At 65.3% G+C, this 26,516-nt stretch carries 26 protein-coding genes, 2 tRNA genes and 1 other RNA gene; 19 read left to right on the forward strand and 10 right to left on the reverse strand.

What is annotated here, in order from left to right:
• Positions 1–10: 10 nt before the first annotated feature.
• Together IEW58_RS03080 and IEW58_RS03085 are read right to left on the reverse strand one after the other, a co-directional pair.
• Positions 11–856 (reverse strand): TIGR02587 family membrane protein, encoded by an 846-nt coding sequence (locus IEW58_RS03080; protein ID WP_229658411.1) that lies wholly within the window; start codon positions 854–856, stop codon positions 11–13.
• Between the two features lie 97 nt (positions 857–953).
• Positions 954–1,030 (reverse strand) — tRNA-Pro (locus IEW58_RS03085).
• Between the two features lie 197 nt (positions 1,031–1,227).
• On the opposite strand from IEW58_RS03085, the gene yajC reads away from it, so the two are divergent.
• The 3 genes from yajC to secF are packed head-to-tail and all read left to right on the forward strand — an operon-like array spanning position 1,228 to position 4,156.
• Entirely contained in the window at positions 1,228–1,548 is a 321-nt protein-coding gene (yajC, locus tag IEW58_RS03090) for a preprotein translocase subunit YajC (protein WP_188643778.1), read from the forward strand.
• Between the two features lie 18 nt (positions 1,549–1,566).
• Positions 1,567–3,165 carry a protein translocase subunit SecD gene (secD, locus tag IEW58_RS03095; RefSeq protein ID WP_188643779.1) on the forward strand — a complete coding sequence of 533 codons (1,599 nt, stop codon included), beginning with the start codon at positions 1,567–1,569 and terminating at the stop codon, positions 3,163–3,165.
• Between the two features lie 13 nt (positions 3,166–3,178).
• Positions 3,179–4,156 carry a protein translocase subunit SecF gene (gene secF, locus IEW58_RS03100; protein ID WP_188643780.1) on the forward strand — a complete coding sequence of 326 codons (978 nt, stop codon included), beginning with the start codon at positions 3,179–3,181 and terminating at the stop codon, positions 4,154–4,156.
• 11 nt (positions 4,157–4,167) lie between these two features.
• On the opposite strand, the gene IEW58_RS03105 is transcribed toward secF, so the two are convergent.
• Together IEW58_RS03105 and IEW58_RS03110 are read right to left on the reverse strand one after the other, a co-directional pair.
• Positions 4,168–5,349, reverse strand: coding sequence for a glycosyltransferase (locus tag IEW58_RS03105; RefSeq protein ID WP_188643781.1), 1,182 nt, complete (start codon positions 5,347–5,349; stop codon positions 4,168–4,170).
• A 12-nt stretch (positions 5,350–5,361) separates the two neighbouring features.
• Entirely contained in the window at positions 5,362–5,934 is a 573-nt protein-coding gene (locus tag IEW58_RS03110) for a helix-turn-helix transcriptional regulator (protein WP_188643782.1), read from the reverse strand.
• Positions 5,935–6,021: 87 nt separating this feature from the next.
• Between IEW58_RS03110 and IEW58_RS03115 the strand changes: the two genes are divergently transcribed.
• The gene (locus tag IEW58_RS03115) at positions 6,022–6,495 is read left to right on the forward strand and encodes a DUF6456 domain-containing protein (protein WP_188643783.1); all 474 of its coding nucleotides are present in this window, start codon (positions 6,022–6,024) and stop codon (positions 6,493–6,495) included.
• Here IEW58_RS03115 and IEW58_RS03120 read toward each other — a convergent pair.
• Both IEW58_RS03120 and IEW58_RS03125 read right to left on the reverse strand, forming a co-directional pair.
• On the reverse strand, positions 6,480–7,163 hold the full coding sequence (locus tag IEW58_RS03120) for a CDP-alcohol phosphatidyltransferase family protein (protein WP_188643784.1): 684 nt from the start codon (positions 7,161–7,163) through the stop codon (positions 6,480–6,482). The genes IEW58_RS03115 and IEW58_RS03120 overlap by 16 nt on opposite strands.
• A gap of 47 nt (positions 7,164–7,210) precedes the next feature.
• Positions 7,211–9,022: an ABC-F family ATP-binding cassette domain-containing protein gene (locus IEW58_RS03125; RefSeq protein ID WP_188643785.1), complete on the reverse strand. Its 1,812-nt coding sequence runs from the start codon at positions 9,020–9,022 to the stop codon at positions 7,211–7,213.
• 103 nt (positions 9,023–9,125) lie between these two features.
• On the opposite strand from IEW58_RS03125, the gene IEW58_RS03130 reads away from it, so the two are divergent.
• The 4 genes from IEW58_RS03130 to IEW58_RS03145 all read left to right on the forward strand — a co-directional run bounded on the left by IEW58_RS03130 (position 9,126) and on the right by IEW58_RS03145 (position 12,402).
• Positions 9,126–9,836, forward strand: a complete 711-nt coding sequence (locus tag IEW58_RS03130; protein WP_188643786.1) for an SIMPL domain-containing protein — start codon at positions 9,126–9,128, stop codon at positions 9,834–9,836.
• 67 nt (positions 9,837–9,903) lie between these two features.
• Entirely contained in the window at positions 9,904–10,200 is a 297-nt protein-coding gene (locus IEW58_RS03135; protein ID WP_188643787.1) for a PepSY domain-containing protein, read from the forward strand.
• A 98-nt stretch (positions 10,201–10,298) separates the two neighbouring features.
• Positions 10,299–10,979 (forward strand): response regulator transcription factor, encoded by a 681-nt coding sequence (locus IEW58_RS03140; protein WP_188643788.1) that lies wholly within the window; start codon positions 10,299–10,301, stop codon positions 10,977–10,979.
• 109 nt (positions 10,980–11,088) lie between these two features.
• Complete coding sequence (locus tag IEW58_RS03145; protein WP_188643789.1) at positions 11,089–12,402, forward strand: sensor histidine kinase; 1,314 nt, start codon at positions 11,089–11,091, stop codon at positions 12,400–12,402.
• Positions 12,403–12,408: 6 nt separating this feature from the next.
• Here IEW58_RS03145 and IEW58_RS03150 read toward each other — a convergent pair whose 3' ends face one another.
• Positions 12,409–12,714 carry a chorismate mutase gene (locus IEW58_RS03150; protein ID WP_188643790.1) on the reverse strand — a complete coding sequence of 102 codons (306 nt, stop codon included), beginning with the start codon at positions 12,712–12,714 and terminating at the stop codon, positions 12,409–12,411.
• 67 nt (positions 12,715–12,781) lie between these two features.
• Here IEW58_RS03150 and IEW58_RS03155 point away from each other — a divergent pair, with 67 nt between their 5' ends.
• Complete coding sequence (locus tag IEW58_RS03155; protein ID WP_188643791.1) at positions 12,782–13,801, forward strand: polyprenyl synthetase family protein; 1,020 nt, start codon at positions 12,782–12,784, stop codon at positions 13,799–13,801.
• 21 nt (positions 13,802–13,822) lie between these two features.
• Here the strand turns inward: IEW58_RS03155 and IEW58_RS03160 are convergent, their stop codons facing one another.
• Positions 13,823–14,443 (reverse strand): outer membrane protein, encoded by a 621-nt coding sequence (locus tag IEW58_RS03160; protein WP_188643792.1) that lies wholly within the window; start codon positions 14,441–14,443, stop codon positions 13,823–13,825.
• Positions 14,444–14,495: 52 nt separating this feature from the next.
• Here IEW58_RS03160 and hrpB point away from each other — a divergent pair, with 52 nt between their 5' ends.
• The 8 genes from hrpB to IEW58_RS03200 all read left to right on the forward strand — a co-directional run bounded on the left by hrpB (position 14,496) and on the right by IEW58_RS03200 (position 23,174).
• The gene (hrpB, locus tag IEW58_RS03165) at positions 14,496–16,994 is read left to right on the forward strand and encodes an ATP-dependent helicase HrpB (protein WP_188643793.1); all 2,499 of its coding nucleotides are present in this window, start codon (positions 14,496–14,498) and stop codon (positions 16,992–16,994) included.
• A 15-nt stretch (positions 16,995–17,009) separates the two neighbouring features.
• Complete coding sequence (locus IEW58_RS03170; protein WP_188643794.1) at positions 17,010–17,288, forward strand: ETC complex I subunit; 279 nt, start codon at positions 17,010–17,012, stop codon at positions 17,286–17,288.
• A 35-nt stretch (positions 17,289–17,323) separates the two neighbouring features.
• Positions 17,324–17,418, forward strand: an RNA gene (ffs, locus tag IEW58_RS03175) — signal recognition particle sRNA small type.
• Positions 17,419–17,481: 63 nt separating this feature from the next.
• The gene (locus IEW58_RS03180; RefSeq protein WP_188643795.1) at positions 17,482–19,269 is read left to right on the forward strand and encodes a DNA polymerase III subunit gamma/tau; all 1,788 of its coding nucleotides are present in this window, start codon (positions 17,482–17,484) and stop codon (positions 19,267–19,269) included.
• Positions 19,266–19,607, forward strand: a complete 342-nt coding sequence (locus IEW58_RS03185) for a YbaB/EbfC family nucleoid-associated protein (RefSeq protein ID WP_188643796.1) — start codon at positions 19,266–19,268, stop codon at positions 19,605–19,607. The genes IEW58_RS03180 and IEW58_RS03185 overlap by 4 nt, the downstream gene beginning before the upstream one ends.
• Positions 19,608–19,689: 82 nt before the next feature.
• Positions 19,690–20,166, forward strand: a complete 477-nt coding sequence (locus IEW58_RS03190) for a Csu type fimbrial protein (protein WP_188643797.1) — start codon at positions 19,690–19,692, stop codon at positions 20,164–20,166.
• Positions 20,167–20,325: 159 nt separating this feature from the next.
• Positions 20,326–22,716, forward strand: coding sequence for an endopeptidase La (lon, locus tag IEW58_RS03195; protein ID WP_188643798.1), 2,391 nt, complete (start codon positions 20,326–20,328; stop codon positions 22,714–22,716).
• Between the two features lie 185 nt (positions 22,717–22,901).
• Positions 22,902–23,174 carry an HU family DNA-binding protein gene (locus IEW58_RS03200; protein ID WP_188643799.1) on the forward strand — a complete coding sequence of 91 codons (273 nt, stop codon included), beginning with the start codon at positions 22,902–22,904 and terminating at the stop codon, positions 23,172–23,174.
• A 35-nt stretch (positions 23,175–23,209) separates the two neighbouring features.
• On the opposite strand, the gene IEW58_RS03205 is transcribed toward IEW58_RS03200, so the two are convergent.
• Both IEW58_RS03205 and rlmB read right to left on the reverse strand, forming a co-directional pair.
• Complete coding sequence (locus IEW58_RS03205) at positions 23,210–24,094, reverse strand: hypothetical protein (protein ID WP_229658413.1); 885 nt, start codon at positions 24,092–24,094, stop codon at positions 23,210–23,212.
• A gap of 13 nt (positions 24,095–24,107) precedes the next feature.
• Positions 24,108–24,899, reverse strand: a complete 792-nt coding sequence (rlmB, locus tag IEW58_RS03210; RefSeq protein WP_188643800.1) for a 23S rRNA (guanosine(2251)-2'-O)-methyltransferase RlmB — start codon at positions 24,897–24,899, stop codon at positions 24,108–24,110.
• A gap of 117 nt (positions 24,900–25,016) precedes the next feature.
• Between rlmB and IEW58_RS03215 the strand changes: the two genes are divergently transcribed.
• Both IEW58_RS03215 and IEW58_RS03220 read left to right on the forward strand, forming a co-directional pair.
• Positions 25,017–25,102: transfer RNA gene (locus tag IEW58_RS03215), tRNA-Tyr, on the forward strand.
• A gap of 249 nt (positions 25,103–25,351) precedes the next feature.
• Positions 25,352–26,482 carry a beta-ketoacyl-ACP synthase III gene (locus tag IEW58_RS03220; protein ID WP_188643801.1) on the forward strand — a complete coding sequence of 377 codons (1,131 nt, stop codon included), beginning with the start codon at positions 25,352–25,354 and terminating at the stop codon, positions 26,480–26,482.
• Positions 26,483–26,516 lie beyond the last annotated feature (34 nt).

Genomic DNA, 26,516 nt, shown 5'->3' on the forward strand with positions numbered 1-26,516 from the left:
GGTCGCATGCTCACAGGATCAGCCGGGCGGCGGCTGCGCCCAAGGTGGCGGGGAAACCCAGAACGGTGATCATCGTAGCGATGTGGTAGTGCGAGACTCCCTCCGTTCTGCCGAACGTCCACAGCATGTACGCGCTTACCGCGATGGCTACGCCGTAGCCTGCCAGTCCCTGCCGAACGACGAGGCGGACGGGACCGGTGTCGTCGCCCAGCTTTTCCCCGCCGTGGAAATCCAGGGCGAACACGAACGCCAGCAGCATCGCGATCGAAAGCGCGATGAGCGCCAACGCCTGCCACGGACCCATTTTGTATGAGATGAGGATCATTTCCTCGGTCGGAGCTACGTTGAAAGCAAAGTACACCGCTCCTCCAAGCATGATCAGGAGCTTCACGGCGTATCCCGGCCGATCGTTTTCCACCGCGTCGCTTTCACTGCTGGAGCCGCCCATCTGGCCCCGGGCGAGAATGGCGCCGAGGCTCGCCGGAACAGTCTGCAAGGCGATCTTCCCGGTCGCCTCGTGCAGCGAGCTCCCGATCTCGAGCACACCGAAGACCAGCAAGATCACCACCGAAGCGAGCGCCCCGACTCCCCAAGCGGTTAATGCGTCGAGGAGATCGTCTGTCAGCGAGTGCGTTTCCTCGAACCCCACGACCCGGGAGAGGGGTACGAGCAACGCCAGCGTAAGCAGGAGAAGCAGGACGAACCGTGTCCGGTCGAGGTAAAATCCGAGGGACCACATTTCCATCGTCATCATCAGGGGCAGCGAAAACAGGACTGCGCCCCCGAAGGCGCGAGCCAGGCTTCGCAGGAACTTGCTTCGTTCGAATGACGATTGCGCTGCGCCGGTCACGTCCACCAATGCGCCATGCCGCGCCTCGGTTGCATGATCGCCCGGTTACCCGAACGGCGTACCATGATCGTACTGTCGACAGGGCGGCGAAAGGGCTTTCCACTGGTCGGGACGAGAGGATTCGAACCTCCGACCCCCACACCCCCAGTGTGATGCGCTACCAGGCTGCGCTACGTCCCGAGACCAGTGGAGCGGGCGCCTATAAGTCCGGGTTCAGGGCAAGGCAAGGCGTGTCGGCATCGATGCCGACCGCGCCCCGTGAATCCCGGTCGATTGCCCTGCTCGCGGCGACCTGCTAGGCGCGCCGCCGTTACCGCCGCGGCGCCTTTTCCGGGCGCTCGCGCGGATTCCTTTCGATTGAACGGACCGATTAGACGATGCTCGATATTCTCGCCGCCGCCTCGACCGGCGCAGCGCCTCCGGTTTGGATGAGCTGGCTACCCATCATCGGCATGATCGCCATTTTCTGGTTCCTTCTCATTCGACCGCAGATGCGGCAGCAGAAGGCGCACCGCGAAAAGGTCGCCGGCCTCAAGAAGGGCGATCAGGTCGTGACCGCCGGCGGGCTGGTCGGCAAGGTCCTGAAGGTCGATGAGAACTACGTCGATCTGGAACTGGGGCAGGGCGTGAAGGTCAAGGCCGTCAAGCACACGATCGGCGAGGTCATCCCGCCGGCCGGCACCGCTGCGAACGACTGACAAGGGCGCACCCGCGAAATGCTCGATTTTCCGCGCTGGAAGCAGATCTGGCTCTGGAGCCTGATCATCGTGGTATCGCTCGCCGCGCTGCCTTCGCTGGCATCGCTGACGGGAGTGCGCTGGCCGCAGAGCCTGCCGAGCCCGACAATCAACCTCGGCCTTGACCTCGCCGGCGGCAGCCACATCCTGCTCGAAGCGGACGCGCGGCAGATCGCGAGCCAGCGTCTGGAAACGATGGAAGAAGCCGTTCGCAGCGTGATGCGCCAGGCTTCTCCCGCGATCCGCATCGGCGACGTATCGACGAAAGACCGGCGGCTCAGCTTCATGGTCGACAGCGCCAGCGACGTGGACCGCGCGCGCGAGTTGCTCCTTCCGCTCGTCAACGGCCAGGGTCTGCGCCGCGAGTGGACGCTGAACGTCGTCGACGAGACGCGCTTCGTTCTCGTTCCGACGCAGGAAGGCCTTGACGCAGCGCTCGACCAGGCAATGGACAGTGCCAAGGACGTGATCGACCGGCGCATCAATGCGATCGGCACGCTCGAGCCGACCATCATCCGCCAGGGTGACGATCGCATCGTGGTGCAGGCGCCGGGACAGCAGGATCCCGAGGCGCTGAAGGCGCTCATCGGCCAGACTGCGAAGCTCGAATTCAAGCTGGTCGATGAGACCGCGCTGCCGAGCGATGTCCAGGCGGGCAACGCCCCTCCGGGCAGCCAGATCTTCCCATATGCCGAAGGCACCCCGTTTGCCGGCGGCAAGCTTGCCGTGCGGCGGCTGGGCGGCATCAAGGGCGACAGCCTCACCAATGCGCAGGCGACGGTCAATCCGCAGACCAACGAGAATGTCGTAACCATCCAGTTCGACCAGCAGGGCGCGGCCAAGTTCGCCCGGCTGACGACGCAGAATGTCAACAAGCCGTTCGCGATCATCCTCGACAACAAGATCCTGTCAGCTCCCAACATCAACGAGCCGATCCGCGGCGGCACCGCCCAGATATCGGGCAGCTTCACCGCCGAGAGCGCCAACCAGCTCGCCATCGCGCTGCGATCCGGTGCGCTGCCGGTGGACCTCAAGGTGATCGAGGAGCGCACCGTCGGACCTGACCTGGGGGCGGATTCAATCCGCAGTGGCATGATCGCCATGGGCATCGGGACCGGGCTGGTGCTTCTGCTGATGCTGGTCACTTACGGCCGTTTCGGGTTCTACGCCGACATGGCGCTGGTGCTGAACGTGCTGATGATCCTGGGCATCATGGCGGTGCTGAACACCACACTGACGCTGCCGGGCATTGCTGGCTTCGTCCTGACGATCGGCGCGGCGGTGGACGCCAACGTGCTGATCAACGAGCGTATCCGCGAAGAGCGGCACCGAGGGCGCCGCGTCGTCCAGGCGGTCGAGGTTGGCTATACCGAAGCAAGCCGCGCGATCTTCGATGCCAACATCACCAACGTGATTGCCGCCGTGCTGCTGTTCCTGTTCGGGCAGGGGCCGGTGAAGGGCTTCGCGGTCGTCCTTGTCATCGGCGTGGTCACTTCAGTGTTCACCGCCGTCACCATCACCCGCATGTGGGTCGCCGGCTATTTGCGCCGCGCGCGCCCGACCGACCTGCACATCTGAGGAGGCCAGCGACATGAAACTGCTCAAGCTGGTGCCCGACCACACCAACATCCATTTCCTAAAGTGGCGCGTACCCTTCTATGCCATCAGCCTCCTGCTGATCGCGGCGAGCTGGGGCCTGGTGCTGACCAAGGGGCTGAACCTGGGCGTCGATTTCGTCGGCGGTCAGATGATCCGTGTGACTTTCGTCGGCAAACCGGACGCGCCCGTCGCCTCCATGCGCGACGAGATTGCGGCGCTCGGATATGGCGATCCGATCATCCAGCGCTTCGGCCAGCCGAACGAAGCATCAATCCGCATGAAGCTGCCCGAGGGTTCGGATGAGCGTCCCGACCTTGCCAACACAATGTCGCAGCGGATCACCAGCGCCCTTAAGACGGCACACCCGGAAGTGCGCATCGACGGGGTCGACTCGGTTTCCGGCAAGGTTTCGGGTGAGCTGTTCCAGACCGGTCTTCTCTCGCTGTTGTTCGCGATGATCGCGATCTCGATCTACATCTGGGTGCGGTTCGAGTGGCAGTTCGGCGTGGGCGGGCTGTTCGCGCTGTTCCACGACGTTTCTCTGACGCTCGGCATGTTCGCGCTCACCCAGCTCGAGTTCGACCTCAACATCGTCGCCGCGATCCTGACCATCATCGGCTATTCGCTGAACGACACCATCGTGATCTACGACCGTATCCGCGAAAACCTGAAGAAGTTCCGCAAGATGCCATTGCCGGAGCTGCTCGACCTGTCGGTCAACGAGACTCTCGCACGCACGGTTATGACTTCGCTGACCGTGCTTATCGCACTGATACCGCTGCTGCTGTTCGGCCCTGCCAGTCTGTTCGGTCTGACTGCGGCGATTACGCTCGGCATTTTCGTGGGCACCTACAGCTCCATCTACATGGCGGCACCGCTGCTGATCTGGTTCGGCGTCAGGTCCGACAGCTTCGTGCCGACAGACACCGGTCGCGATCAGGCGGAGAGGACCGCTCGCGGAGAAGCCTGACGGGCTGCCGCTCAGGCGATCAGGCGCTCGAAGTGCTTCGCCAGCGCTGCGGCATTCGCCTGCCAGCTGAACCGGTCGGCAAGGGCTGCAACTTCGCCCCGCTGCGGACGATCGGCCAGAAGCGCGCGCACGCCATCGGCAATCGCCAGGGGGTCGCGGGCGACGATCCGGCCGGCCTCCGGTGCGGTAATTACCTCGCGCGCGCCGCCGGTATCGGTGATCACCAGCGGCGTGCCGCAGGCCAGCGCCTCGATCCAGGCGTTCGCCAGGCCTTCGCTCGACGACGGCAGGACCATCGCATCGGCCGCTGAAAGAACCAGAGGCACCAGGTCATGATCTAAGCTGCCCAGGAAGTGGACCCGTGCCCCAACTCCGCGGGCAGCTGCCAGGGAGCGCAGCTGCCTTTCGTCTTCCCCGCGGCCAACCAGCAGCAGGATGGTGTTCCCGGGCAGGTGGGACATTGCCTCAATGACCAGAGCTTGGCCTTTACGCGGGATGAGAGCGCCGACCGTCGCCAGGACGGGGGCGTCGTCGTTCAGGGCCAATCCAAGCTCGCGGCCAAGGCGCCGGCGCAGTTGGGCATGCTGGAGCGGGCGGAATCGGTCGTGGTCGAGCCCCGTGTAGTGCAGAGTTATCTTATCTCGCGGGATGCCCATCGCCGCCATGTCGTCGGCCAATGCACCGCACACCGCGAGAAGTCCCGCCGCTTGCTCTCCGGCCGCTAGCATGCGCCTGCGGGCGTAGCCCCGCCTGCCCCAATAATGAATATCGGCGCCGCGTGCCTTGATCGACAGCGGCAGGCCCAGCGCTTCGGCGATCACCGCCGCCGCCGGGCCGTCCGGATAGAAGAACTGCGCATCGACGATATCGAACGGGCATTCGGCGTGAAGCTTGCGCGCCAGAGGCAACACGGCGCGGGCGATCATTCCTGGGTTGATCCGTCCGCCAATGCGGGGAACGAGGGTAAACGTCGGCCGCAGGACCTCGACCCCGCTTTCGACACCGCCCACAGCCCCCTTCTTCAGAGCCGCGTAACGGCCGATCGCAAGAGGCGGAATTCCGACGGGATTGATCAACGTGACGCGCCAGTCTCCGCGTGCGGCGAGAGCCTCGAGGCTTCGGGCGACGAACGGACCAAAGCGCGGGGCCGCCGCGTTCGGGTACAGCGTGGAGATCGACAGGACGCGCTTCACGGGGTCCGGTTCCTAGAGACGCCGGACGAGCATCTCGGCCACCGCGATCCACGCAGGATCGTCGACCACCAGTTGCTTTTGTCCGGCGCCTACCGGGAGTATGCCCACGCGGAGGCCTTGGCGGTCGATCAGCCGGCCGAAGGCGAAGCGGCCGCCCTTGCGCGGCACCAGCACGTCACGGTTCACGGCACGCCCCCCCTCCTCGGGAGCGATCTGGCGCAGCCATAGCTGGTCGCCCGAACGGTATTCACCGGCACTGGCCTCGATCGACAGGACCACCCGCACGGCATCGCCGGAAAGCTCGCTTGGCAAGAGAGCATCGCGGGGCGCACTCAGCGCTTCGGCTCCGCCCGCGGTGAGCTGGGCCACGACCTGCGGCCGCGCGCTCCCCTCCGAACGAACCAGCATCTCGGGTTCGACCTCAAGTGCCCGCGCGATCCGCTCCATCCACTTGAGCGACAGGTTCCGCATGCCCGTCTCGAGACGTCCGACCGTCTGGGGCGTCGTCGGCGGCTTGCACGCCTCGGCCAGGTCGGCGAGAGTCATCCCTTTTTCGCGGCGAATGTCGCGGATGCGGTTTATCACTGAGACGTCCTAACCAAATGGGTTTTTTATCTTTCCTACAGGATGGCGTTTTTGGCAATCCATGAGTCGACCGAGGGGAGAGACTGCATGAACCGCCAACTTGTCGAACGCGAACTGACACCGGAAGGGCCGCGCCGCACGGGTACCGCCCGGGGCCGCCCGCGGACGGTTACCCTGAATCTTGCGGAGTCCCCCATCGCTTGGCTGCATTCGCGCGGACATCTCGATGATCGCCTGTTCGATGCCGGTGAGCGATTGCGAGCGGACTACGAGCGGGCCCAGCTTTCACCGAGCGTTACGATGCGCTGGGACCCCGTGCGGGTGAAGTCGACAGCCGATTCCGGGCTAAGCGCCGGAGAAAGGCAGATCGCTGCGAAGGCACGGTTCGATGGCGCGCTGGCTGAGGCCGGGTCAGGGTTGGCGGACGTGTTGTGGCGGGTGGTTTGCGCGGGCGAGAGCCTGCCCGCTGCCGAGCGGGCGCTCGCCTGGCCCGCGCGTAGCGGCAAGGTCGTGCTGCGTCTCGCTTTGGACCGGGTGGCGAACTTCTATCGGATCGTCTGATTGCCGCGGTCGGCGGCTGCCAAAGTGCGGCCTTCACGCAGCGTCTGGACTACGAACAGAATGACCAGCACCGCGGACATGCCGGTGAAAAGTACGTCGAACGCGTTGAGGCCGGCTAACCGGCCGAAGTCCGGGCCCAGCCACCCCATCGCCACCGTGAGCACGATCAGCAGGATGCGTGCCTCGGTCGGCCCGGCGCCGAGGTGCGAGAGGGGAAAATTCCCTGACACTTTCGCCAGCAGGAAAGTGTGAACGGACATCAGGAGGTAAACCACGACGGCGAACAGCGCGACGTCCACCCGAAGGTAAGGGCTCGCTCCCAGGCCGCCGAGGATCAGCAACGTGGCGAGCGCATCGCACGAATGGTCGATGAAATAGCCATATCGCGGCCGCTCGATCTGTCGGTAGCGCGCAATCGTGCCGTCGAGCGAGTCCCCGAACCAATGGACCACGAAACCCGCAACGGCGAGCGCCAGCCACCCGGCGCTCAGGTTGCTGAGCAAATAGCCCGCACCGATCGCGATTGCCGAAGCGAGCGCGAGCGCGGTGAGAATATCGGGGCTGAGCCATCGCGGCAGGCGAGGGCAGAGCCATTGCAGGACGCGCTGCTCCCCGCGCGCGAGCAGGTTACGCTGGATGCGCCGAGGAGGGGCCGGGGGCGTGGTCATCGAATTGCAATGTCGCGGCGGTAAGGGCGGGGCAAGCGCTTTCGCGGTCAGCCCTCGACAAGCTCTGCAAGTTCGAGCCATCGCTGCTCAGCCGCATCCTTTTCCGCCCGGGCGTTGGCGAGTCCCTGGTTGATCGTGGCAAAACGCTGCGGATCGCGCGTGAAAAGATCGGGATCGGAGAGTATCTCTTCTCCGCGGGCGATCGCCCGGTCGAGTTCGTCGATCCGCGCCGGCAGCAGTTCGTAATCGCGCTGGTCCTTGTAGCTCAGCTTCGAACGCGGCGCGGGCTGGGAAGGGCGAGGTGCCTCGGCTGCGGGCTTGCGCTCGTTCCGAGCGGGAGCCTTGGCCGCATTGCGTTCCCTTCGCCTGGCAACCCAGTCTTCGTACCCTCCGGCCACGATGTCGACAGTGCCGCTGCCATCGAGCCCGAGAGTGAGCGTGACCGTGCGGTCGAGGAAATCGCGGTCGTGGCTGACGATCAGCACCGTGCCGTCGTAATCGGCGATCACCTCCTGCAGCAAGTCGAGCGTCTCGAGATCGAGATCGTTGGTCGGCTCGTCGAGCACCAGCAGGTTGGACAGGCGGGCAAACTCGCGCGCCAGCAGCAGCCGGCTGCGCTCCCCGCCTGAAAGCATCCCTACCTTCGTATCGACGATCGCCGGATCGAACAGGAAGTCCTTGAGGTAGCCCTGGACGTGCTTGCGCACACCGCGCACGTCGATCCAGTCGCCTCCTTCGGCCAGCACTTGCCGCACGGTCCGGTCAGGCGCCATCAAGCTGCGTTGCTGGTCGATCATGACGCCGGACAGCTTCCTGGAAATCTCGACCGTGCCGCTGTCCGGGGCGATTTCGGCCGTCAGCAATTTCAGCAAGGTGGTCTTGCCTGCGCCGTTCGAGCCCACCACGCCGATCCTGTCGCCGCGCTGGATGCGCAGGGAAAAGTCGCGGATGATGCGCCGCTCGCCAAACGATTTGCTGACGTGATCGGCGACGATCACCGATTTGGACTTGAAGTCCTCCGCCACCGCGAGCTCGAGCTTGGCCGAACCCTGCGGTCCGATCATCGCGGCGCGCTGGGCGCGCATCTGCCATAGCTTCTCGAGCCGGCCCTGGTTGCGTTTCCGCCGGGCGGTGACGCCCCGTTCGAGCCAGTGCGCCTCGATCTTGAGCTTTGCGTCCAGCCGCTCGGCGTTGCGCGCTTCCTCCGCGTAGACCTGCTCTTCCCAGGCTTCGTACCCGCCGAACCCCACGTCCTTGCGCCGCATCATCCCGCGGTCGAGCCAGAGCGTCGCATTGGTCAGCCGCTTGAGGAACGTGCGGTCGTGACTGATGACGACGAATGCGCCGGTGTATCGGCTCAGCCAGTCCTCGAGCCAGTCGATGGCGGCGAGATCGAGGTGGTTGGTCGGCTCGTCCATCAGCAGCAGGTCGGGATCCTGGGCTAGGGCGCGGGCGATTGCCGCGCGCCGCCGCTCGCCGCCGCTGGCCCCTGCCGTCGGCGTCGCCATGTCGATCCCGAGCTGGCCCGCGATCGCCTCGACCTCATGCGCGGCCGGCGGCATTTCTCCCGACAGCGCCCAATCCATCAGCGTCGCGTGACCGGTGAGGTCCGGTTCCTGTTCGAGAAGCACGATGCGGGTGCCCGGCTTCACCTTGCGCAGGCCCCGGTCGGGATCGATCTGCTGGTCGATCAGTCGAAACAGCGTGGTCTTGCCGGCGCCGTTGCGGCCAATCAGTGCGAGCCGGTCGCGCGGGCCGATGTGCAGGTCGAGGCCGTCGGTGCCGGGTCCGCCAAACAGCCAGCGCCCGCCCTGTTGAAGGCCTAGGCCCTCCCAGCTCAAGATCGGGGGTTGCGCCATGAAGCGGGCGCCCTAGCGTTGCACCGGCATTGGAACAAGGCGGTTCACGGACGCGTAATCACGCGCCGCGCAATTCTTGCCAATTGATAGGGAGAATACATTCATGATGCGAACCACGCTCGCCCTTGCCGCCGCTGCGGTTGCCGTCCCGGCCACGGCCGCCGATGTGCAGGTGACATCGCAAGGCCCGCTGGTCGAGCTGTCAGTTACTGAAACGGTCAAGGCTCGGCCCGATATCGCCGAAATCAGCGCGGGCGTCACCAGCCAGGCTCCCACGGCGGTAGAGGCGATGCAGAAGAACGCGCAAGCGATGGACGCGGTGGTCAAGCGGATCAAGGCGCTCGGCATTGCGGCGGAGGATATCCAGACCACCGGCATCAATCTCGGCGCGCAGTACGATTATGACCAGTCGCAACAGCGGCAGGTATTCCGGGGATATCAGGCGTCCAACCGGGTCAGCGTCACGTTGCGCAAGGTGGACCGGACCGGACCGGTGCTCGACGCCCTCGTCGCGGCGGGAGCGACCGATATCGGCGGTCCCAACTTCTCGATTGACGATGACACCGCACCGCGAGCGCAGGCGCGCCAGGCAGCCTTCCAGAAGGCGCAGGCGCAGGCGAATGAATATGCGCGTTGGGCGGGTTATACGGGCGTCCGCGTGCTGTCGGTCAGCGAGGCGGTCAATCCCGGCCGCCCCATGCCATACGCCGAACGCGCGGTGGCGGCCTCGATGGACGCCAAGGCCTCGCCCGTCGAGCCCGGCCTCGTCGGCACGGCGGTTACGGTGTCCGTGACGTTCGAGATGACCCGCTGAACTGAACGAAGTACGCCGCCCGCATTCACGGGTTATTCAATGCGGCGCGGCTACTTCGGCACTTGTCATGAACAGGCTCCTTCCCTCGCTCGCCGTCGCCGCGCTGTTGCTTTCGGGCAACCCTGCGCTTGCCCAGCGCAACGACCAGAGCGTCGCGCGCAAGGAGATGCGCGCCGGCAACCAGCTCAGCCTGCGGGCGATCGAGGGGCGGGTCGTGCCCCAGATGGAAGGGCAGCAATATCTTGGCCCCGCCTACGATTCGACCGCGATGGCGTATCGCCTCAAGTTCATCAATCGCCAGGGTCATGTCACTTACGTGGACGTGGATGCGCGGACGGGCCGCGTGCTCGGCATTACCCGCTGAAGCGCAAGCGGAAACCGCGCGCTGAGTTGACGCGTTGTCACCGAGCGCCCACATCGGGCGCGCGTTCGCAACGTTCGTCTTAGGGGACCCACTCGACCATGCGCATCCTGATCGTCGAGGACGAGCCGACCCTCGGCAAACAGCTCAAGTCCACGCTGGAGCAGAACGGCTATGCCGTCGACCTGTCGACCGATGGCGAGGACGGGCATTTCCTCGGCAGTACCGAAGAATACGATGCGGTCATACTCGACCTCGGCCTGCCCGAGATCGACGGGCTGACCGTTCTGGGCATGTGGCGCAAGGAGGGCCGCAGGTTCCCTGTGCTGGTGCTCACGGCGCGCGATTCGTGGTCCGACAAGGTTGCCGGGCTGGACGCGGGAGCCGACGATTACCTCGCCAAGCCGTTCCAGACCGAAGAGCTGATCGCTCGCCTGCGTGCGCTGATCCGGCGTGCCTCGGGCAACACCTCGAGCGAGCTCACTGCCGGCCCGGTTCGGCTCGACACCCGTTCGGGCCGGGTCACTCATTCGGGCGAGCCGGTGAAGCTGACCGCGCAGGAGTACAAGTTGCTGAGCTACCTGATGCATCACAAGGGCAAGGTGGTCAGCCGCACCGAATTGATCGAGCATATCTACGACCAGGATTTCGACCGTGACTCGAACACGATCGAAGTCTTCGTCACCCGCATCCGCAAGAAGCTGGGCGCGGACGTCATCACCACCATCCGTGGCCTCGGTTACAGCCTCGACGACCCCGACGAGCAGCCCCGGGCGTCCTGACGGTTCGCTTTCGCCGGCGGCTCAGGCAGCCGATAGCGGGGCCGCGCCGGGCGCGCCGGGGAACGTCTCGCCGGAGGGTCCCCCGCATACGGGCAGCCTTGCGCGCCGGATGCTGCTGATCGCCTTCGGCTGGATCGCGGTGCTGCTTCTCGGAGGCGGGTTCGCGCTCGACCGGACTCTGACCAACCTCGTCGAGAAGAATTTCGACGAGCAATTGAGCTACATGCTCACGGCGATGATCGCCTCGGCCGAGATCGGCCCCGATGGCGAGGTGTTCTTCAATCGAGCGCTCGGGGACCAGCGCTTCCTCGAACCCAACAGCGGGCTTTACTGGCAAATCAGCGGCAAGGGGCACGACGATTTCCCCAGCCGCAGCCTGTGGGACCGCAGCCTCGCTGTGCAGCGCGACCACGCGGACAGCCAGACTCACATCTACAATTCGGACCAGTTTGCCGCTGAGCCGCTGCGGGTCGCCGAACGGGCGATCACCCTTCCGGGCAGCGACACCCGCTGGTGGTTCATCGTCGCCGCCAGCCGCGGTGAGCTTGACTCGCAGCTCTCGCGGATCCGCTCGATCCTTGTGTGGAGCTTCGCGGTGCTGGGCTTGGGCCTTTTCGCGATGACGATCCTGCAGACCTGGTACGGCCTCGGTCCCTTGCGCCGCGTTCGCTTGGCGATCCAGCACATGCGCGCGGGCGGCGCGAACCGGGTAACCGATCCCCTTCCGCTCGAGGTGCAGCCGCTGGTGCAGGAATTGAATGCGCTGCTGGAGCATTCCGAACGCCAGGCGGAGGAAGCGCGCACCCATGCAGGCAACCTTGCGCACGCACTCAAGACGCCGCTCACGGTCATCAACAACGCGGCCACCGCCAAGGCGCCCGATCTGGCCGAAACCGTCATCCGCGAGGCCGGGACAATGCGCCGGCACGTCGATCACCATCTCGCCCGCGCGCGCGCAGTGGGCCGGCGCGCGGTCGGCCATGCCCAGACGCCGGTGTGCGAAAGCGCGGAAGCAGTGCGCCGTGCTATCGAAAGGCTCTATCCCGAAGTCCGGTTCGACCTCGACGGCAACCGTAACGCGAAAGTGGCGATCGAGCGTCAGGACCTGGACGAGATTCTTGGCAATCTGATCGAGAACGCCGCCAAGTACGGTGGCGGCAGCGTCTTCGTGACCGTCGATGCCGAGCCCGCGAGTGGCCCCTGCGTCATCTGGGTAGAGGACGACGGGCTGGGGATTCCCGAGGAGGAGCGCATCCGTATCTTCGACCGCGGCGCACGGCTGGACACGGGCAAGCCGGGAACTGGACTTGGCCTCGCCATCGTCCGCGACGTGGCGGAAATCTACGGCGGCGGCGTCACGCTTGGCGAAAGCGAGGATCTGGGCGGCTTGCTGGTGCGGCTCAGCCTTCCGCGGGCGGGTTGACGGCTGTCAGCCCTGTCGCGCCTTCTCGTGATGGCGGATCACCTCGTCGATCACGAAGCGGATGAACTTTTCACTGAATTCGGGATCCAGGTCGGCATCTTCCGCCAGCTTGCGGAGGCGCGCGATCTGCGCCGCCTCCCGGCCCGGATCGGCAGGAGGGAGGGAGGCAGAGGCCTTGTACTCGCCAACCGCCTGGGTAGTCCGAAACCGCTCGGCGAGGATGTGGATCAGCGCCGCATCGAAGTTGTCGATGCTCTTGCGATAGGCCGCTAGCACAGGATCGGGGGCGGCGGGATCGGTGGGGTCGGTCATACAGGGCGGGCACGATAGCGGCGATTCCGCGCTTGCCAAGCGCGCCGCGCTCTCCCATTTGCCCGTCATGACCGCCGAGATCGTCCCGCTGAAACGCGCCGGCCAGGCGGCTCCCTCGCTCGATCCGATCCTGGGGCTGACAGCTCCCGGCATGAACGCCGTCAACGCAGTCATTCTCGAGCGCATGCAGTCGAAAATTCCGCTGATACCCGCGCTTGCCGGTCACCTGATCGCAGGAGGGGGAAAGCGGCTGCGGCCAATGCTTACGCTCGCAGGTGCCGAACTGGTCGGCTACAATGGAACTCGCCACCACAAGCTGGCTGCGGCGGTGGAATTCATTCATACCGCGACGCTGCTCCATGACGACGTGGTCGATGGAAGCGACCTTCGGCGCGGCAAGGCGGCAGCGAACATCGTTTTCGGCAATCCCGCGACCGTGCTCGTTGGGGACTTCCTGTTCAGCCGGGCATTCGAGCTGATGGTCGAGGACGGCAGCCTGAAGGTGCTGAAGATCCTCTCCAACGCCAGCGCAGTGATCGCCGAAGGAGAGGTGGACCAGCTGACTGCCCAGCGGCAGATCGAAACCAGCGAGGAACGCTATCTGACGATCATCGGTGCCAAGACCGCCGCGTTGTTCGCCGCGGCCAGCCGCATCGCCGCCGTGGTGGCTGAATGCGACGACCGGCGCGAGCAGGCGCTCGACGATTACGGGCGTAACCTGGGAATCGCATTCCAGCTCGTCGACGATGCGATCGACTACGATTCGGACGCCGGCACGATGGGCAAGGACCGCGGCGACGACTTCCGAGAAGGGAAGATGACGCTGCCGGTGATCCTTGCCTATGCCCGTGGAAGCGAGGCGGAGCGCAAGTTCTGGCAGGCGGCCATCGCCGGACATCGCGCGGATGACGATGCGCTGGCCGAGGCGACCCATCTTATCGACAAACACGATGCTTTGCACGCGACGCGCGAGCGCGCGCGTCATTTCGCGTCCCGTGCGGTGGATGCGCTGTCGGTATTTCCCGATAGCGCTGCCCGGCGCGCCATGGCCGAGGCAGCCGATTTCGCGGTGGCGCGAGGCTATTAGTTCGGGGCCGAACGCCCGCCTTCAGAACCGCACGCCCAGTCCGACTGCGCCTTGATGGCGATAGATGCCATCGTGGAAGTTGGCATATCGGTACTCGCCCAGCGCATAGAGCTTGCGGCCGAGCTGGTACTCGATCCCGGCACCGGTCCAGAATCCCACCAGGGTTCCCGGGCGGGCGAACTTCGGCACCCGCCGCGGATCCGGAACCTGCGCGGGCTCGGGAGAACGCGAATCCGCCTTGTAGGCCGAACGCATCTCCGTGAGCGCGACACCGCCGCGTCCGAACGCGAGGAATCTCCTGCCAAGAACCCGGCCTGCCCGGAACCCGGCGTAAACATCGCGTCCGTAGTGAACCGTTACGCTGTCCCCTGGCGCGGCTACTCCATATTCGGTCTTCCCAGCATCCGTTCCCCCGATGCTCGCCGCCAGGCCGAGCACCCAAGGGCCGGCCCGCCAGTCAAAACCCGCTTCCAAGGCATACATGAACTCCGGTCCGTCATCGTTGGGCAATTCGGTCGCATCGAAACCGGTAAGGATCGCGGCGCGTGGCCCTTCGAAGTCGTATTCGTCCGCGTCGCTTGCACAGGCGGGGGCCGCAAGGCCGACGAGGGCAAGGGCCAAACTGAAAGTCAGTCTTTGCATTGGCTCTCCGCGTCAGGGCGGCCAAACCGCCGGTGTTGGTATGGCAGGGTGGATGTGCCAATGCCGTCAAGTGACGGCTAATCCTTCGCAATCGGTCAGGCAACCGGGCAATCTGCCCATCGACGGCGTGCTGGACGACCTGCTGGCCGCGCTCCGGCGGGGGAACGCTGCGGTCCTGATAGCGCCTCCGGGCGCGGGAAAGACGACCGCGGTTGCCCCCGCGTTGATCAGCGAGCCGTGGTGCCAGGGGCAAGTGATCGTCACGAGCCCGAGGCGTGTCGCCGCTCGCGCGGCAGCAGAGCGCATGGCCGAGCAGATGGGAGAGAAGGCCGGAGAGACGGTCGGCTACCTCACGCGAATGGACAGCAGGTCGTCATCCCAGACGCGCATCCTGGTGGTCACCGAAGCGATCCTCGTTAACCGCCTCGTGGAAGATCCCGAGCTCGCGGGCGTGTCGGCGATCCTGTTCGACGAAGCGCACGAGCGGCATCTTGACGGCGATCTTGGCTTGGCGCTCGCGCTCGAAGCGCAAGGCGTGCTGCGTGATGATCTGCGGGTTCTGGTAATGTCCGCCACCATCGATGGCACGCGTTTCGCCCGCCTTCTCGGCGAAGGCGCGCCGGTCATCGAAAGCGAGGGCAAGGCCCACCCTTTGTCCGTGCGTTGGCTGGGCTCATCGCCCGGCGAGCGGCTGGAGGATGCGATGACCGCCGCGATCCTGACTGCCTGGCGCGAGACGGCGGATGCGCCGGGGGGCGATCTGCTGGCGTTTCTCCCGGGCGTGCGAGAGATCGAGCGCGCGCGCGAGCGGCTCGAACAGCGGTTGCCGGATACTCCTGTCCTCGCGCTGCATGGGCAAGTGGACCCGGCTGGCCAGCGCGCCGCGATCCGGCGCGATCCGCAAGGGCGCCGGCGCATCGTGCTCGCCACCGCGATCGCGGAAACCTCGCTCACGCTCGATGGAGTGTCGGTGGTCGTTGACAGCGGCCTTGCCCGCCGGGCGGAGTTCGACAAGGCCGCCGGCACGACGCACCTAGGGACCTCGCGAGCGAGCCAGGCGGCCGCGGCCCAGCGGGCGGGTCGCGCGGCACGGCAGGGACCAGGAGTGGCCTACCGATTGTGGGAAGAGGCCGCCCATCCGGGGCGTCCGCCGTTTGATCCGCCCGAGATGCTTACCGCCGACCTGGCTCCCCTGGTGCTGGCGCTGGCGCAATGGGGGACGGGCGATCCTGCGGCCATGCCCTGGCTCGACCCACCTCCGCCTTCCGCTCTTGCGTCGGCACGTCGCCGGCTGGCGGAACTGGGCGCGCTGGATGAAAACAACCGGATCACGGGACGGGGGAAGAAGCTGGCCGCCTTGCCGCTCGAGCCCGCCCACGCGGCCATGGTATTGGCTGGCGCCGAGCGGGGTCAGGCTGGGGTCGCGGCGAAGCTTGCACTGTTGTTGCAGGAGCGTGTTCTCGGCGGGCGGGGCGAGGATTTGCACGCACGGCTGCAACGATGGGATGCGGACCGCAGTTCGCGCGCCGAAGCCAGCCGGAAGCTCGCAGGCGCCTGGGCACGAAAGGCGTCGGGTATCGCGTCCGCTTCTGACGAAGGGCCAGTCCCTCCCGCGATCCTGCTCTTGGCGGGACTTCCGGAAAACCTTGCGCGTCGACGCGATGCCACTGGTGAACATTGGCTGTCGGCGGGCGGGCGCGGCTACATTCTCGATCCGGCTAGCCCGCTCGCGCGTTCCGAATGGCTGGCGATCGGCGATGCGCAGGGATCGCCCAAGGGGGCGCGCATCACGGCGGCACTCGCGCTGGAATCGGCGGATGTGGATCGATGGCTCTCCGACCGGATCATAAAGCGGAGCGTTCTTGCTTGGACCGGCAAGAGAGCCGAGGCACGGCTTGAGCGGCGGATCGGCGCGATCACACTCGCGAGCGGGCCGGACCCATCGCCAGACCCTCGCGCGATTGTTGACCTTCTTGTGGAAAAAGCTCTGGAAAAGCTGTCGACGATCGTGCCGTCCGATCTCCGGGCGCGAGCGCGTTTCGCTGGCGTGGGCGGGCTGGGCGACGATGCCTTGGGCAAGTCGGCCGACCTCTGGCTGCGGCCCCTGCTTGCCGGTCGCCGCGACCTCGACCTGGCACCAGCGCGCATTTCCGAGGCGCTGCTCGGACTCCTTGATTGGACGTCACGCCAGCGGCTCGAGCAGCTCGCGCCGCGCCATTTCGAGAGTCCTGCGGGTAGCAGCCATGCCATCGACTATACCGGCGACGATGCACCGAGCGTGGAAGTGAGGGTGCAGGCACTCTTTGGCCTCGAGTCCCACCCAATGGTCGGGCCAAGAGAGCAAGGCGTGCCGCTACTTCTCAAGCTCACCAGTCCCGCGGGTCGGCCGATCCAGTCCACGCGCGACCTGCCCGGATTCTGGCGCGGAAGCTGGGCCGAGGTGAAGAAGGAGATGAAGGGCCGCTATCCCAAGCACCGCTGGCCCGACGCGCCGTGGGCCGAAAAGCCGAGCCTGAAGACCAAGAACGCCTTTCAACGCTCCCAAAGCTGAATTAAGGGCTTCGTCATGGCCGCACGCATCTATCAACGCCCGAAGAACGCCATGCAGTCCGGCAGGGCCCGGACCGCCGAGTGGGTTCTCGAATTCGAAAGCTCCGAGGCCCAACGGCCAGATCCGCTGATGGGCTGGGCTGGAGGCGCCGACACGCAGAGCCAGGTCGTGCTCACTTTTCCGAGCGTCGCCGAAGCCACCGCTTACGCCGACCGCTACGGCATCCCGGCGCGGGTCCAGCCGACGCCGCCACGCCGGCTCAAGCTGCAGGCCTACGCGGATAATTTCCGCTGAGTTGATTTCCGTCTCCGACACCGCCATATGCCCGCCCGGGAGTCGGTCGGACGCTTGCGTCCGCCAACCTGGTCAGGTCCGGAAGGAAGCAGCCACAACGGGTTGCGGCGGGTCGGCCGGCTCCTTTTCACCTCCGGCGAATGCTTCGCGTTCTTCCCATGACAATCGCCTCCTCAACCCCTAGCTTCGGCACATGATCGATTCCGGGGACATGTTCGGCGATACCCCTCCCGATAACGACGACGCGCCGACGACGGCGGAGCTGGAGGCGGCGGGCCAGAACACGATGTTCGGCGGTCCCGAGCCGTCGATTCCCGCACGCCCGGAGCCTGCCGCTGCGCCCCCGGCGCCGGCCGCCGCGCAGCCCTACCGCGTGCTCGCTCGCAAGTACCGTCCGCAGACGTTCGGTGAGTTGATCGGCCAGGAGCCGATGGTTCGCACGCTCGCCAACGCGATCAAACGCGACCGGCTCGCGCACGCGTTCCTGATGACTGGCGTGCGAGGGGTGGGCAAGACCAGCACCGCGCGCCTGATCGCCAAGGCGTTGAATTGCATCGGGCCTGACGGGAAGGGTGGCCCCACGATCGACCCGTGCGGGGAATGCGAACCATGTCGCGCGATCGCCGAGGGCCGTCATATCGACGTGATTGAGATGGATGCGGCTTCGAATACGGGCGTCGACGACGTGCGTGAGATCATCGAAGCCGTGCGCTATGCGGCCGTTTCCGCGCGCTACAAAATTTACATAATCGACGAAGTCCACATGCTGAGTCGCAACGCTTTCAACGCCTTGCTGAAGACTCTTGAGGAACCTCCGGCGCACGTGAAGTTCCTGTTCGCGACGACCGAGGTCGAGAAGCTGCCTGTCACGGTACTCAGCCGGACGCAGCGGTTCGACCTGCGGCGCATCCCGGCTGAACTGCTTCAGCAGCACTTCGGCTCGATCTGCCGGCAGGAAGGGGTCGAGGCGGAAGATGAGGCGCTGCACCTGGTTGCGAGCGCAGCGGAAGGATCGGTCCGCGACGGCTTGTCGATCCTCGACCAGGCGATCGCCTATGCCGATCTCGACAGCGATGGCGCGGCTGCCGCGCCTAAGGTGACGGCCGGCCGCGTGCGTGACATGCTGGGCCTGGCCGACAAGGGGGCGCAGCGCCGGTTGCTCGCCTGCTTGCTCCAAGGCGATGCGAAAGGGTTGCTGGCCGCGCTTGGCGACCAATACGCGCTGGGCGTCGAACCCCTCGCCCTGATGCGCTCGCTGTTGGATGTCACCAACCGCATCACCGTATGCCAGGTTGGCGGGAACGGCGCGGACGCCCCTACTGCCGAAGAACGTGCAACGATCGAGGAGTGGGCGGGGCGGTTGTCGCCGGGCCAGCTCCATCGGCTGTGGCAGCTTCTCCTCAAGGGTTACGAGGAGGTGCGAAGCGCGCCCGATCCGCTCGTCGCGGCGCAGATGGCGCTCCTGCGCGCGCTCCACGCCAGCGACATGCCGGATCCAGGTACGCTCGCGAGGTCGCTGGAGGAAATGGCTGCGCGAGCCGCGGCGTCGGCCTCCGCGCCCGCGGCCGCCAGTGGAGCGCCCGCGGTCACTGCCACTATCGACTGGGCGGCCCTGGTTGACGACATCGAGAACAAGATCGGCCGCCTCCAGCTCGCGTCGCAGCTCAAGATGCAGGTTCGCCCCGTGGAAGTGAGTTTCGGCCAGCTCACTTTCGAGCAGGCGCCCGGTTTCCCGGAGGACTTGACCGCAGATCTCCGTCAGGCGCTGCTCGACCTCACCGGACAGCGTTGGCAGGTCGAGAGGGTTTCGCAAGGCGGCGCGCCGACCCTGTACGAACGTGAGTTGGCCGAGCGCGAGGCGGCGGCGGCGAAGCTGCGCGCGCATCCGCTGGTCGAAGCGGTTTTCGCTGCCTTTCCTGATGCCGAGATGCTGCCCGAGGATGACAGTGCCGGCAGCCCCCCATGGAGAAACCGAGCATGAAGTCGATGGAAGAAATGCTGGCCGCCGCGCAGAAGGCGGCTGAAACGATCCAGCAGCAAATGGGCGATGCTCAGGCCAAGCTCGACAACCTCGAGGTCGAAGGCGTTTCGGGCGGTGGTCTGGTCAAGATCCGCTGCACCGCCAAGGGCCGCATCCTCGGCGTCGCGATCGACGACAGCCTGATCGTCAAGGAAGACAAGGCGATGCTGGAGGATCTCATCACCGCGGCTTTCAACGACGCGCGCGGCAAGGCTGACCGGGTCGCCAACGAGGAAATGCAGAAAATCCAGACCGGAATGGGTCTTCCGCCAGGCCTGAACATCCCCGGCCTGACCTGACCGAGACCGAGCTTCCTGCGTATTCTTGCGTAGGCTGAGCTGTGCAACACGTTAGCCCCGCTGCCGCACAGAGGCGGCCGGGATGCGAAAGTCTGCGATCTTCTTCGGCTCCTTGTCAGGGGTCCTCCTCATCGTGGCTTCTCCGTCGCAAGCGGGCACCGCATCGGGCGTGATGGAAGTCTCGTTCAAGGTGCTGCCCGGGTGTAACGTGACCGCCCAATCGCTGGCCTTCGCTGCCCGGGCGGGATCCGGCGCGGAGGCCGAGGCTTCCATCGACGTGACCTGCTCGGCCGAGAGCGGGGTGCAGGTGTCGCTCGACAATGGCCGTAACGCCTCTGACGGCGTCCGGCGCATGGCGAGCACGACCGGCGCAATGGTACCTTACGAGATATATCAGGACGCCGGCCGAACCCGCCGATGGCAGAATGTCGCTGTCCGAAGCGTCGCCGGACCGGACGCTCCCCTGCGCATCATCGCGTTCGGGCGGATCGAGCCGGACGGCAGCGCCGTTCCGGTCGGTGAATACCGCGACAGCGTGACGGTAACGGTAGCGTTCTAGCCCACCCTACGGTCACCGATGCTTCGTCTGCCGAGGGGAAAGTTCTTCTTCCAAGCCAGCCGGGGAAGCTGCTGCGCGGAGCCGTTGCGCCCGCCAGGGCAAGGCACCATATCCGTCGTCAAGAAGGCACGCAGAGGCGCGCCGCCAACGGATAGGCATATGAACCAGATTTTTCCCGTCCTGCCCTTGCGCGACATCGTCGTCTTTCCGGGCCAGGTCGTTTCGATCTTCGTCGGCCGCGAGAAGTCGGTCGCCGCACTGGAAGCGGCGATGGAAGGTGACAAGGACATCTTCCTCGTCGCGCAGCTCGATCCGGGCTGCGACGATCCGGAGCAGAACGATCTTTACGGCACCGGGGTGGTGGCCCAGGTCCTCCAGCTCCTCAAGATGCCCGATGGCACGGTTCGCTTGCTTGTCGAAGGGGGCTCACGCGGCGATCTCATTGCCATGCGGCCTGAGGGTGGCTTCATGGTCGCCGACGTCGAACTGAACGACTCCGAGACGGCGTCTGGCAGCGAAGTCGTCGCCATGATGCGCCAGGTGATCGTGCAGTTTGGCGAATATGCCAAGCTCAACAAGAAAATCGGCGAGGGTGCGGCGAACGACCTTGGGGAAATCGACGATGCCGGTGAGCTTGCAGACACCATCGCCGCCGCCCTGGCCGGGAAGGTTGCCGAGAAACAGGCGCTGCTGGCGGAGCGAAGCCCGCTCAAGCGACTCGAGATGGTCATGTCCATCATGGAAGGCGAGCTGTCCGTCCTGCAGGTCGAGCGCAAGATCCGCGGCCGCGTGAAGCGGCAGATGGAGAAGACCCAGCGCGAATATTATCTCAACGAACAGTTGAAGGCGATCCAGAGCGAACTGGGCGGCGGCGACGGCGAGGACGGCGACGAAATCGCCGAGCTGACCGAGAAGATCGCCAAGCTGAAGCTTAGCAAGGAAGCGCGCGCCAAGGCGGAAAGCGAGCTCAAGAAGCTCAAGGGCATGCAGCCGATGAGCGCCGAGGCGACCGTCATCCGCAACTATCTCGATGTGCTGCTGGGCCTGCCATGGGGCAAGAAATCCAAGCTGAAGCGAGACATTGCCAAGGCCCAGGCCGTTCTCGACGAGGACCACTACGCGCTGGAAAAGGTCAAGGACCGGATCATCGAATACCTGGCGGTCCAGGCGCGCACCAACAAGCTCAAGGGGCCCATCCTGTGCCTCGTCGGCCCTCCGGGTGTCGGCAAAACCTCGCTCGGCAAGTCCATCGCCAAGGCGACGGGCCGCGAGTTCGTGCGCCAATCGCTGGGCGGCGTGCGTGATGAAGCGGAGATCCGGGGCCACCGCCGTACTTACATCGGCTCGCTGCCGGGCAAGATCGTCTCGAACTTGCGCAAGGCCGGGACCAGCAATCCGCTGTTCCTGCTCGATGAGATCGACAAGCTTGGTCAGGACTTCCGCGGGGATCCGGCTTCGGCGTTGCTCGAGGTGCTCGATCCGGAGCAGAACAACAAGTTCCAGGATCATTACCTCGAACTCGATCTCGACCTGTCGGACGTGATGTTCGTGACCACCGCGAACAGCCTCAACCTGCCGCAACCGCTGCTCGACCGGATGGAGATCATCCGTCTCGAAGGCTACACCGAGGACGAGAAGGTCGAGATCGCGGAGCGGCATCTCGTGCCGAAGCAGATCGAAGCTCATGGCTTGAAGGAGGGTGAGTTTTCGCTCACCACCGAGGGCCTGCGCGATCTCATCCGCTACTATACGCGCGAGGCGGGAGTCCGCACTTTGGAGCGCGAGATTGCCCGTCTGGCCAGGAAAGCGCTGCGGCGCATCCTGGAAGGCAAAGCGACCAGCGTTACCGTCACTCCGGAAAACCTCGGGGAGTTCGCCGGCGTGCGGAAGTTTAGGCACGGCGTTTCGGAAGAAGAAGCGCAAGTGGGCGCGGTGACCGGCCTTGCCTGGACCGAAGTCGGCGGCGAATTGCTGACGATCGAGAGCGTGACTACCCCTGGCAAGGGGGAGGTCAAGACCACCGGCAAGCTTGGCGAGGTCATGAATGAGAGCGTCGCTGCGGCCTTCAGCTTCGTGAAGGCGCGCGCGCCGGCTTATGGCATTCGTCCGAGCGTGTTCCAGCGCAAGAACATCCACATCCACCTTCCCGAAGGCGCCGTGCCGAAGGATGGTCCCAGTGCGGGGGTGGGCATGGTCACCTCGATCGTGTCCACATTGTCAGGGGTCGCGGTGCGCCCCGACGTGGCGATGACGGGTGAGGTAACCTTGCGCGGCCGGGTTCTGGCTATCGGCGGGCTGAAGGAAAAGCTGCTCGCCGCGCTGCGGGGCGGCATCAAGACCGTTCTGATCCCGGAGGAAAACGTGAAGGATCTCGCGGAAATACCTCAGAACATCAAGGAGGGGCTCGAGATCGTCCCAGTGTCCCACGTCGACCAGGTGCTCGAACGCGCGTTGGTGACCCCGCTCGATGCTATCGACTGGAGCGAAGCGGACGACCTCGCGAGCCAGCCCCTGCCGCCGGCGCACGGCGAGGGGGCCACCGCGCACTGAACCGGGGGACGCTAGGGAAATCGGGCTTGTGCTGTTCCGGGCACGGATGGACCGCTTCTTGTAAGTCGGGTCGGCCGTGGCCGGAATTGCCTTTGACTTGGCGGGCAAAAGCCTTTCAAACCCGCGCCTTCGCAAGACTGATTCAGTTTGGAGTCGCGGGTCGGCTCACTTCATTGGGGGAAGGGATGAACAAGAACGATCTCGTCGGGGCGGTGGCAGAGGCTGCCGGCCTTTCCAGGAGCGACGCCGCGAGCGCTGTCGAAGGGGTTTTCGATGCGATTACCGGAGCGCTCAAAAAGGGGGACGAGGTTCGTCTGGTCGGCTTCGGCACCTTCACGGTCGCCCGCCGGAAGGCGTCCACGGGACGCAACCCGCGCACCGGCGAACCGATGAAGATCAAGGCTTCCAACCAGCCCAAGTTCAAGGCCGGCAAGCTCCTCAAGGATTCCGTGAACTAGGAACTGAACGGGGCCGAACTGGCCCGACACTCCCGTCAGTTCAGATCGACAAGCGCAGTGGGTGCCTGCCGGGTGCGCACGTTGACCGTCCACGTCAGGGTCTTTGCACCGGATGCCGTGACGGGTCCTCCGTCAGTGTTGTTCGCCAGGATCTGGCCGTTCGTGACTATCGTAAAGGTCCCGTCCGGTGTCGGCATGCGAGGAAGCGCCTCCCCCATTCCGTCGCCATCGGGGCGAGCGGCGGCAGCGCTCGCCATCATGCCGCCCATCAAGCTCTGAAGCGGGTTTCCACCCGCTTGCGGAGCGAACCCTGGTGCATCGATCCGCACCACGCCGCCGTCCCTGCGCGTGACGAGAACGAAAAAGTTCGACATCGGGAAGCCTTCCATGGTCGGAAACAGGAAGTCGTGGTCCAGCTTTCCACTCAGCGCGAAGCTCACTTCGAACAGTCCGTCGCCCTTGTAATCCACCCTGTTCCAGCCGGCTTGGCGCCGCAGCCTGGCGGCCAGCTCTTCGGCTGCCGCCGGGTCGGCTGGATCGATGCCGCCGAGCATTGCGCGCATCGAGGCGGCTTCCTCGTCCTTACGCGCCTTGCGCTCGGCCGCGCCTTCCTCCCACGCCTTGCGCTGCTGTGCGACCTCCTCCTCCGCACAAGGGCGCTCGTCGTAGGTTTCGTCATCGTGGCAGGTTTCTTCCACGAAGGTTTCCGAGGCCTCTGTCGCGCGGCCCATCTCGGCGAGCTTGCTCAGGGCAAGAAGGTGTATCTCGCCATCATATCGGTATGAGAACGTGCCGCCCTTGCGTAAATCGAGGGTCGAAGTGAATTTGCCCGGGCTTAAGAGACAGCCGGCCAACAACAAGGCGACGCACGCGCTCAGCACGCCGGCGGAGAACCGACGCGAAGGTTTCCAGTGCAGCACGATCTTTCCCCCCTCAGGCGCCCCGTGTCGCCACAGCGTATAAAGCAATCGCAGCAGCGTTGGAAACGTTGAGGCTCTCCATCGCATCGGAGATCGGAAGGCGCGCGATTGCATCGCAGTGCGCCGCGATGTTTTGACGCATGCCTTCGCCCTCGGCGCCGAGAACGAGGGCGACGGGCCCGGCGGGAAGGGCCGCGGCCAGAGTAAGATCGCCTTCACCGGAAAGGCCGATGCGCCAGTATCCGGACTCGGCAAGCTGGTCGAGCGCCCGGGCGAGGTTCACCACACGCACCCAGGGAACGGTTTCGAGCGCGCCGCTGGCAGACTTGGCGACCGTTCCCGATTCCGGCGGGGCGTGCCTGTCCTGGGTGACGATGGCGGCAGCACCGAACGCCGCTGCAGAACGAAGGATGGCCCCCACGTTGTGTGGGTCGGTCACCTGGTCCAGCACCAGAACCGGCCCCTCGCCAGCGTCGAGCACATCGTCGAGGAAAACGTCCTCGAGCGGCGCGCATTCGAGTACCAGCCCCTGGTGCGGGGCATCGCGTGCGACCAGGCGTGAAAGGTCGTGCGCGTCGGCGTACTCGACCGGAAAATCGGCAGGCAATTCTCCGTCAAGCGAGGCGACCCCTTCCCGGGTTGCCCAGAGCTTGCGGTGGTGCCGTTCAGGGTTCTTCAATGCGGCTTCCACCGCATGGCGTCCCCACAGGCGCACTTGACCCGTGCTGGCCCTGCCGCTGCCGCGACCGCCCTGCATGCGTCCCGCGCGCCCGCGCATCGCGCGTTTCTTCTCACCCTTGATCATGGGCGCGGCACTGCCAGCGCGGGCATTGACAGGCAAGCGCTGCTTCGCCATGGCGCCCGCTCTCGGCTCGCTAGCCCCGGAAACGGGGCGTTGGTTGCGAAGCGGCTGGCACTGTGTGGACAGGTGGCCGAGTGGTTAATGGCAGCAGACTGTAAATCTGCCCGCGAGAGCGTACGCTGGTTCGAATCCAGCCCTGTCCACCACTTGCCCGCCTTTTACTTGCAGGAATCTTTCGTTAGACAAGTTCCCAGGCTGGGGGCTTATGAAACGGATTCCCAACTCTCCACAGGGCCGGCGCGTCTACGCGAGAAACAGCGCAAGCGCGCGCGCCTGTTGCAGAGCGGTGTAACGGTGCTTGCGGCAGCAGCGGTCGGCGCTTGGGGATACATTCTCCTGATCCAAGGTTGAGTGGGCTGCTTGCGACGAGCCTCGCCCGGGCGTAACCGGCCGGCATGATAGCCACGCACCGCCCCGTAATTTCGGCCACCGGCCTTTTCACCCCGCCGCAGTCGATCTCGAACGAGGAACTCGTTGAAAGCTTCAACGCATACGTCAAGCGGCATAACGCTGCCCATGCCGATGCGATCGCGGCTGGCGAATTACCGGCGCTCGAGCGCAGTTCGGTCGAATTCATCGAGAAGGCGAGCGGCATCAAAGCGCGTCACGTGGTCGACAAGGCCAACGTGCTCGACCCCGAAGTCATGTGCCCGCGAATTCCCGAGCGTGCGAACGATCAACTCTCGGTGATGGCCGAGATGGGCGTCGCTGCCGCCCGCCAAGCGCTTGAACGGGCGGGTCGCGAGGCAGCGCATGTCGACGCGGTCCTGTGCGCCGCGTCGAACATGCAGCGCGCCTATCCGGCGATGGCGATCGAGATCCAGCATGCGCTCGGGATCGACGGATTTGCCTTCGACATGAACGTCGCGTGCTCTTCGGCGACCTTCGGCATCCAGACCGCGGCGGACTACGTTCGCGCAGGCAACGCCAAAAGCGTGCTGGTCGTGAGCCCGGAGATCACCAGCGGACATCTCAACTGGCGCGACCGGGACAGCCATTTCATATTCGGCGACGTCGCGACGGCCGTGCTGGTGGAAGATGCTTCGATAGCGCCTGCGAACCATTGGGACATTCTCGGCACGAAATTGAAAACGGTCTTCTCCAACGCGATCCGCAACAATTTCGGCTTTCTCAACCGCGCGGCGCCCGAAGGGGTCGGGCAACCGGACAAGCTCTTCGTCCAGGAAGGCCGCAAGGTCTTCAAGGAGGTTGTGCCCATGGTTTCCGCTATGATCATCGAAGAGGCTGCGCGGCTCGGCATCGACCCACATTCGCTGCGCCGGCTATGGCTGCACCAGGCGAACGCGGGCATGAACCGGTTGATTGCCCAGCGCGTGCTGGGGCACGAAGCGAATGACGACGAAAGCCCGACCGTCCTCGATACGTATGCCAACACATCGAGTGCGGGATCCATCATCGCGTTTCATCAGCACAGCCAGGACCTGGCGCCCGAAGACACGGGAATCATCTGCAGTTTCGGTGCCGGATACTCGGTCGGGACGGTTATCGTCCGCAAGGCAGGCTAAACCGGTTTCGCTTGTGACCAGCGAACGCAGGACC

Source organism: Tsuneonella deserti, from assembly GCF_014644315.1.
Lineage (GTDB): Bacteria > Pseudomonadota > Alphaproteobacteria > Sphingomonadales > Sphingomonadaceae > Tsuneonella > Tsuneonella deserti.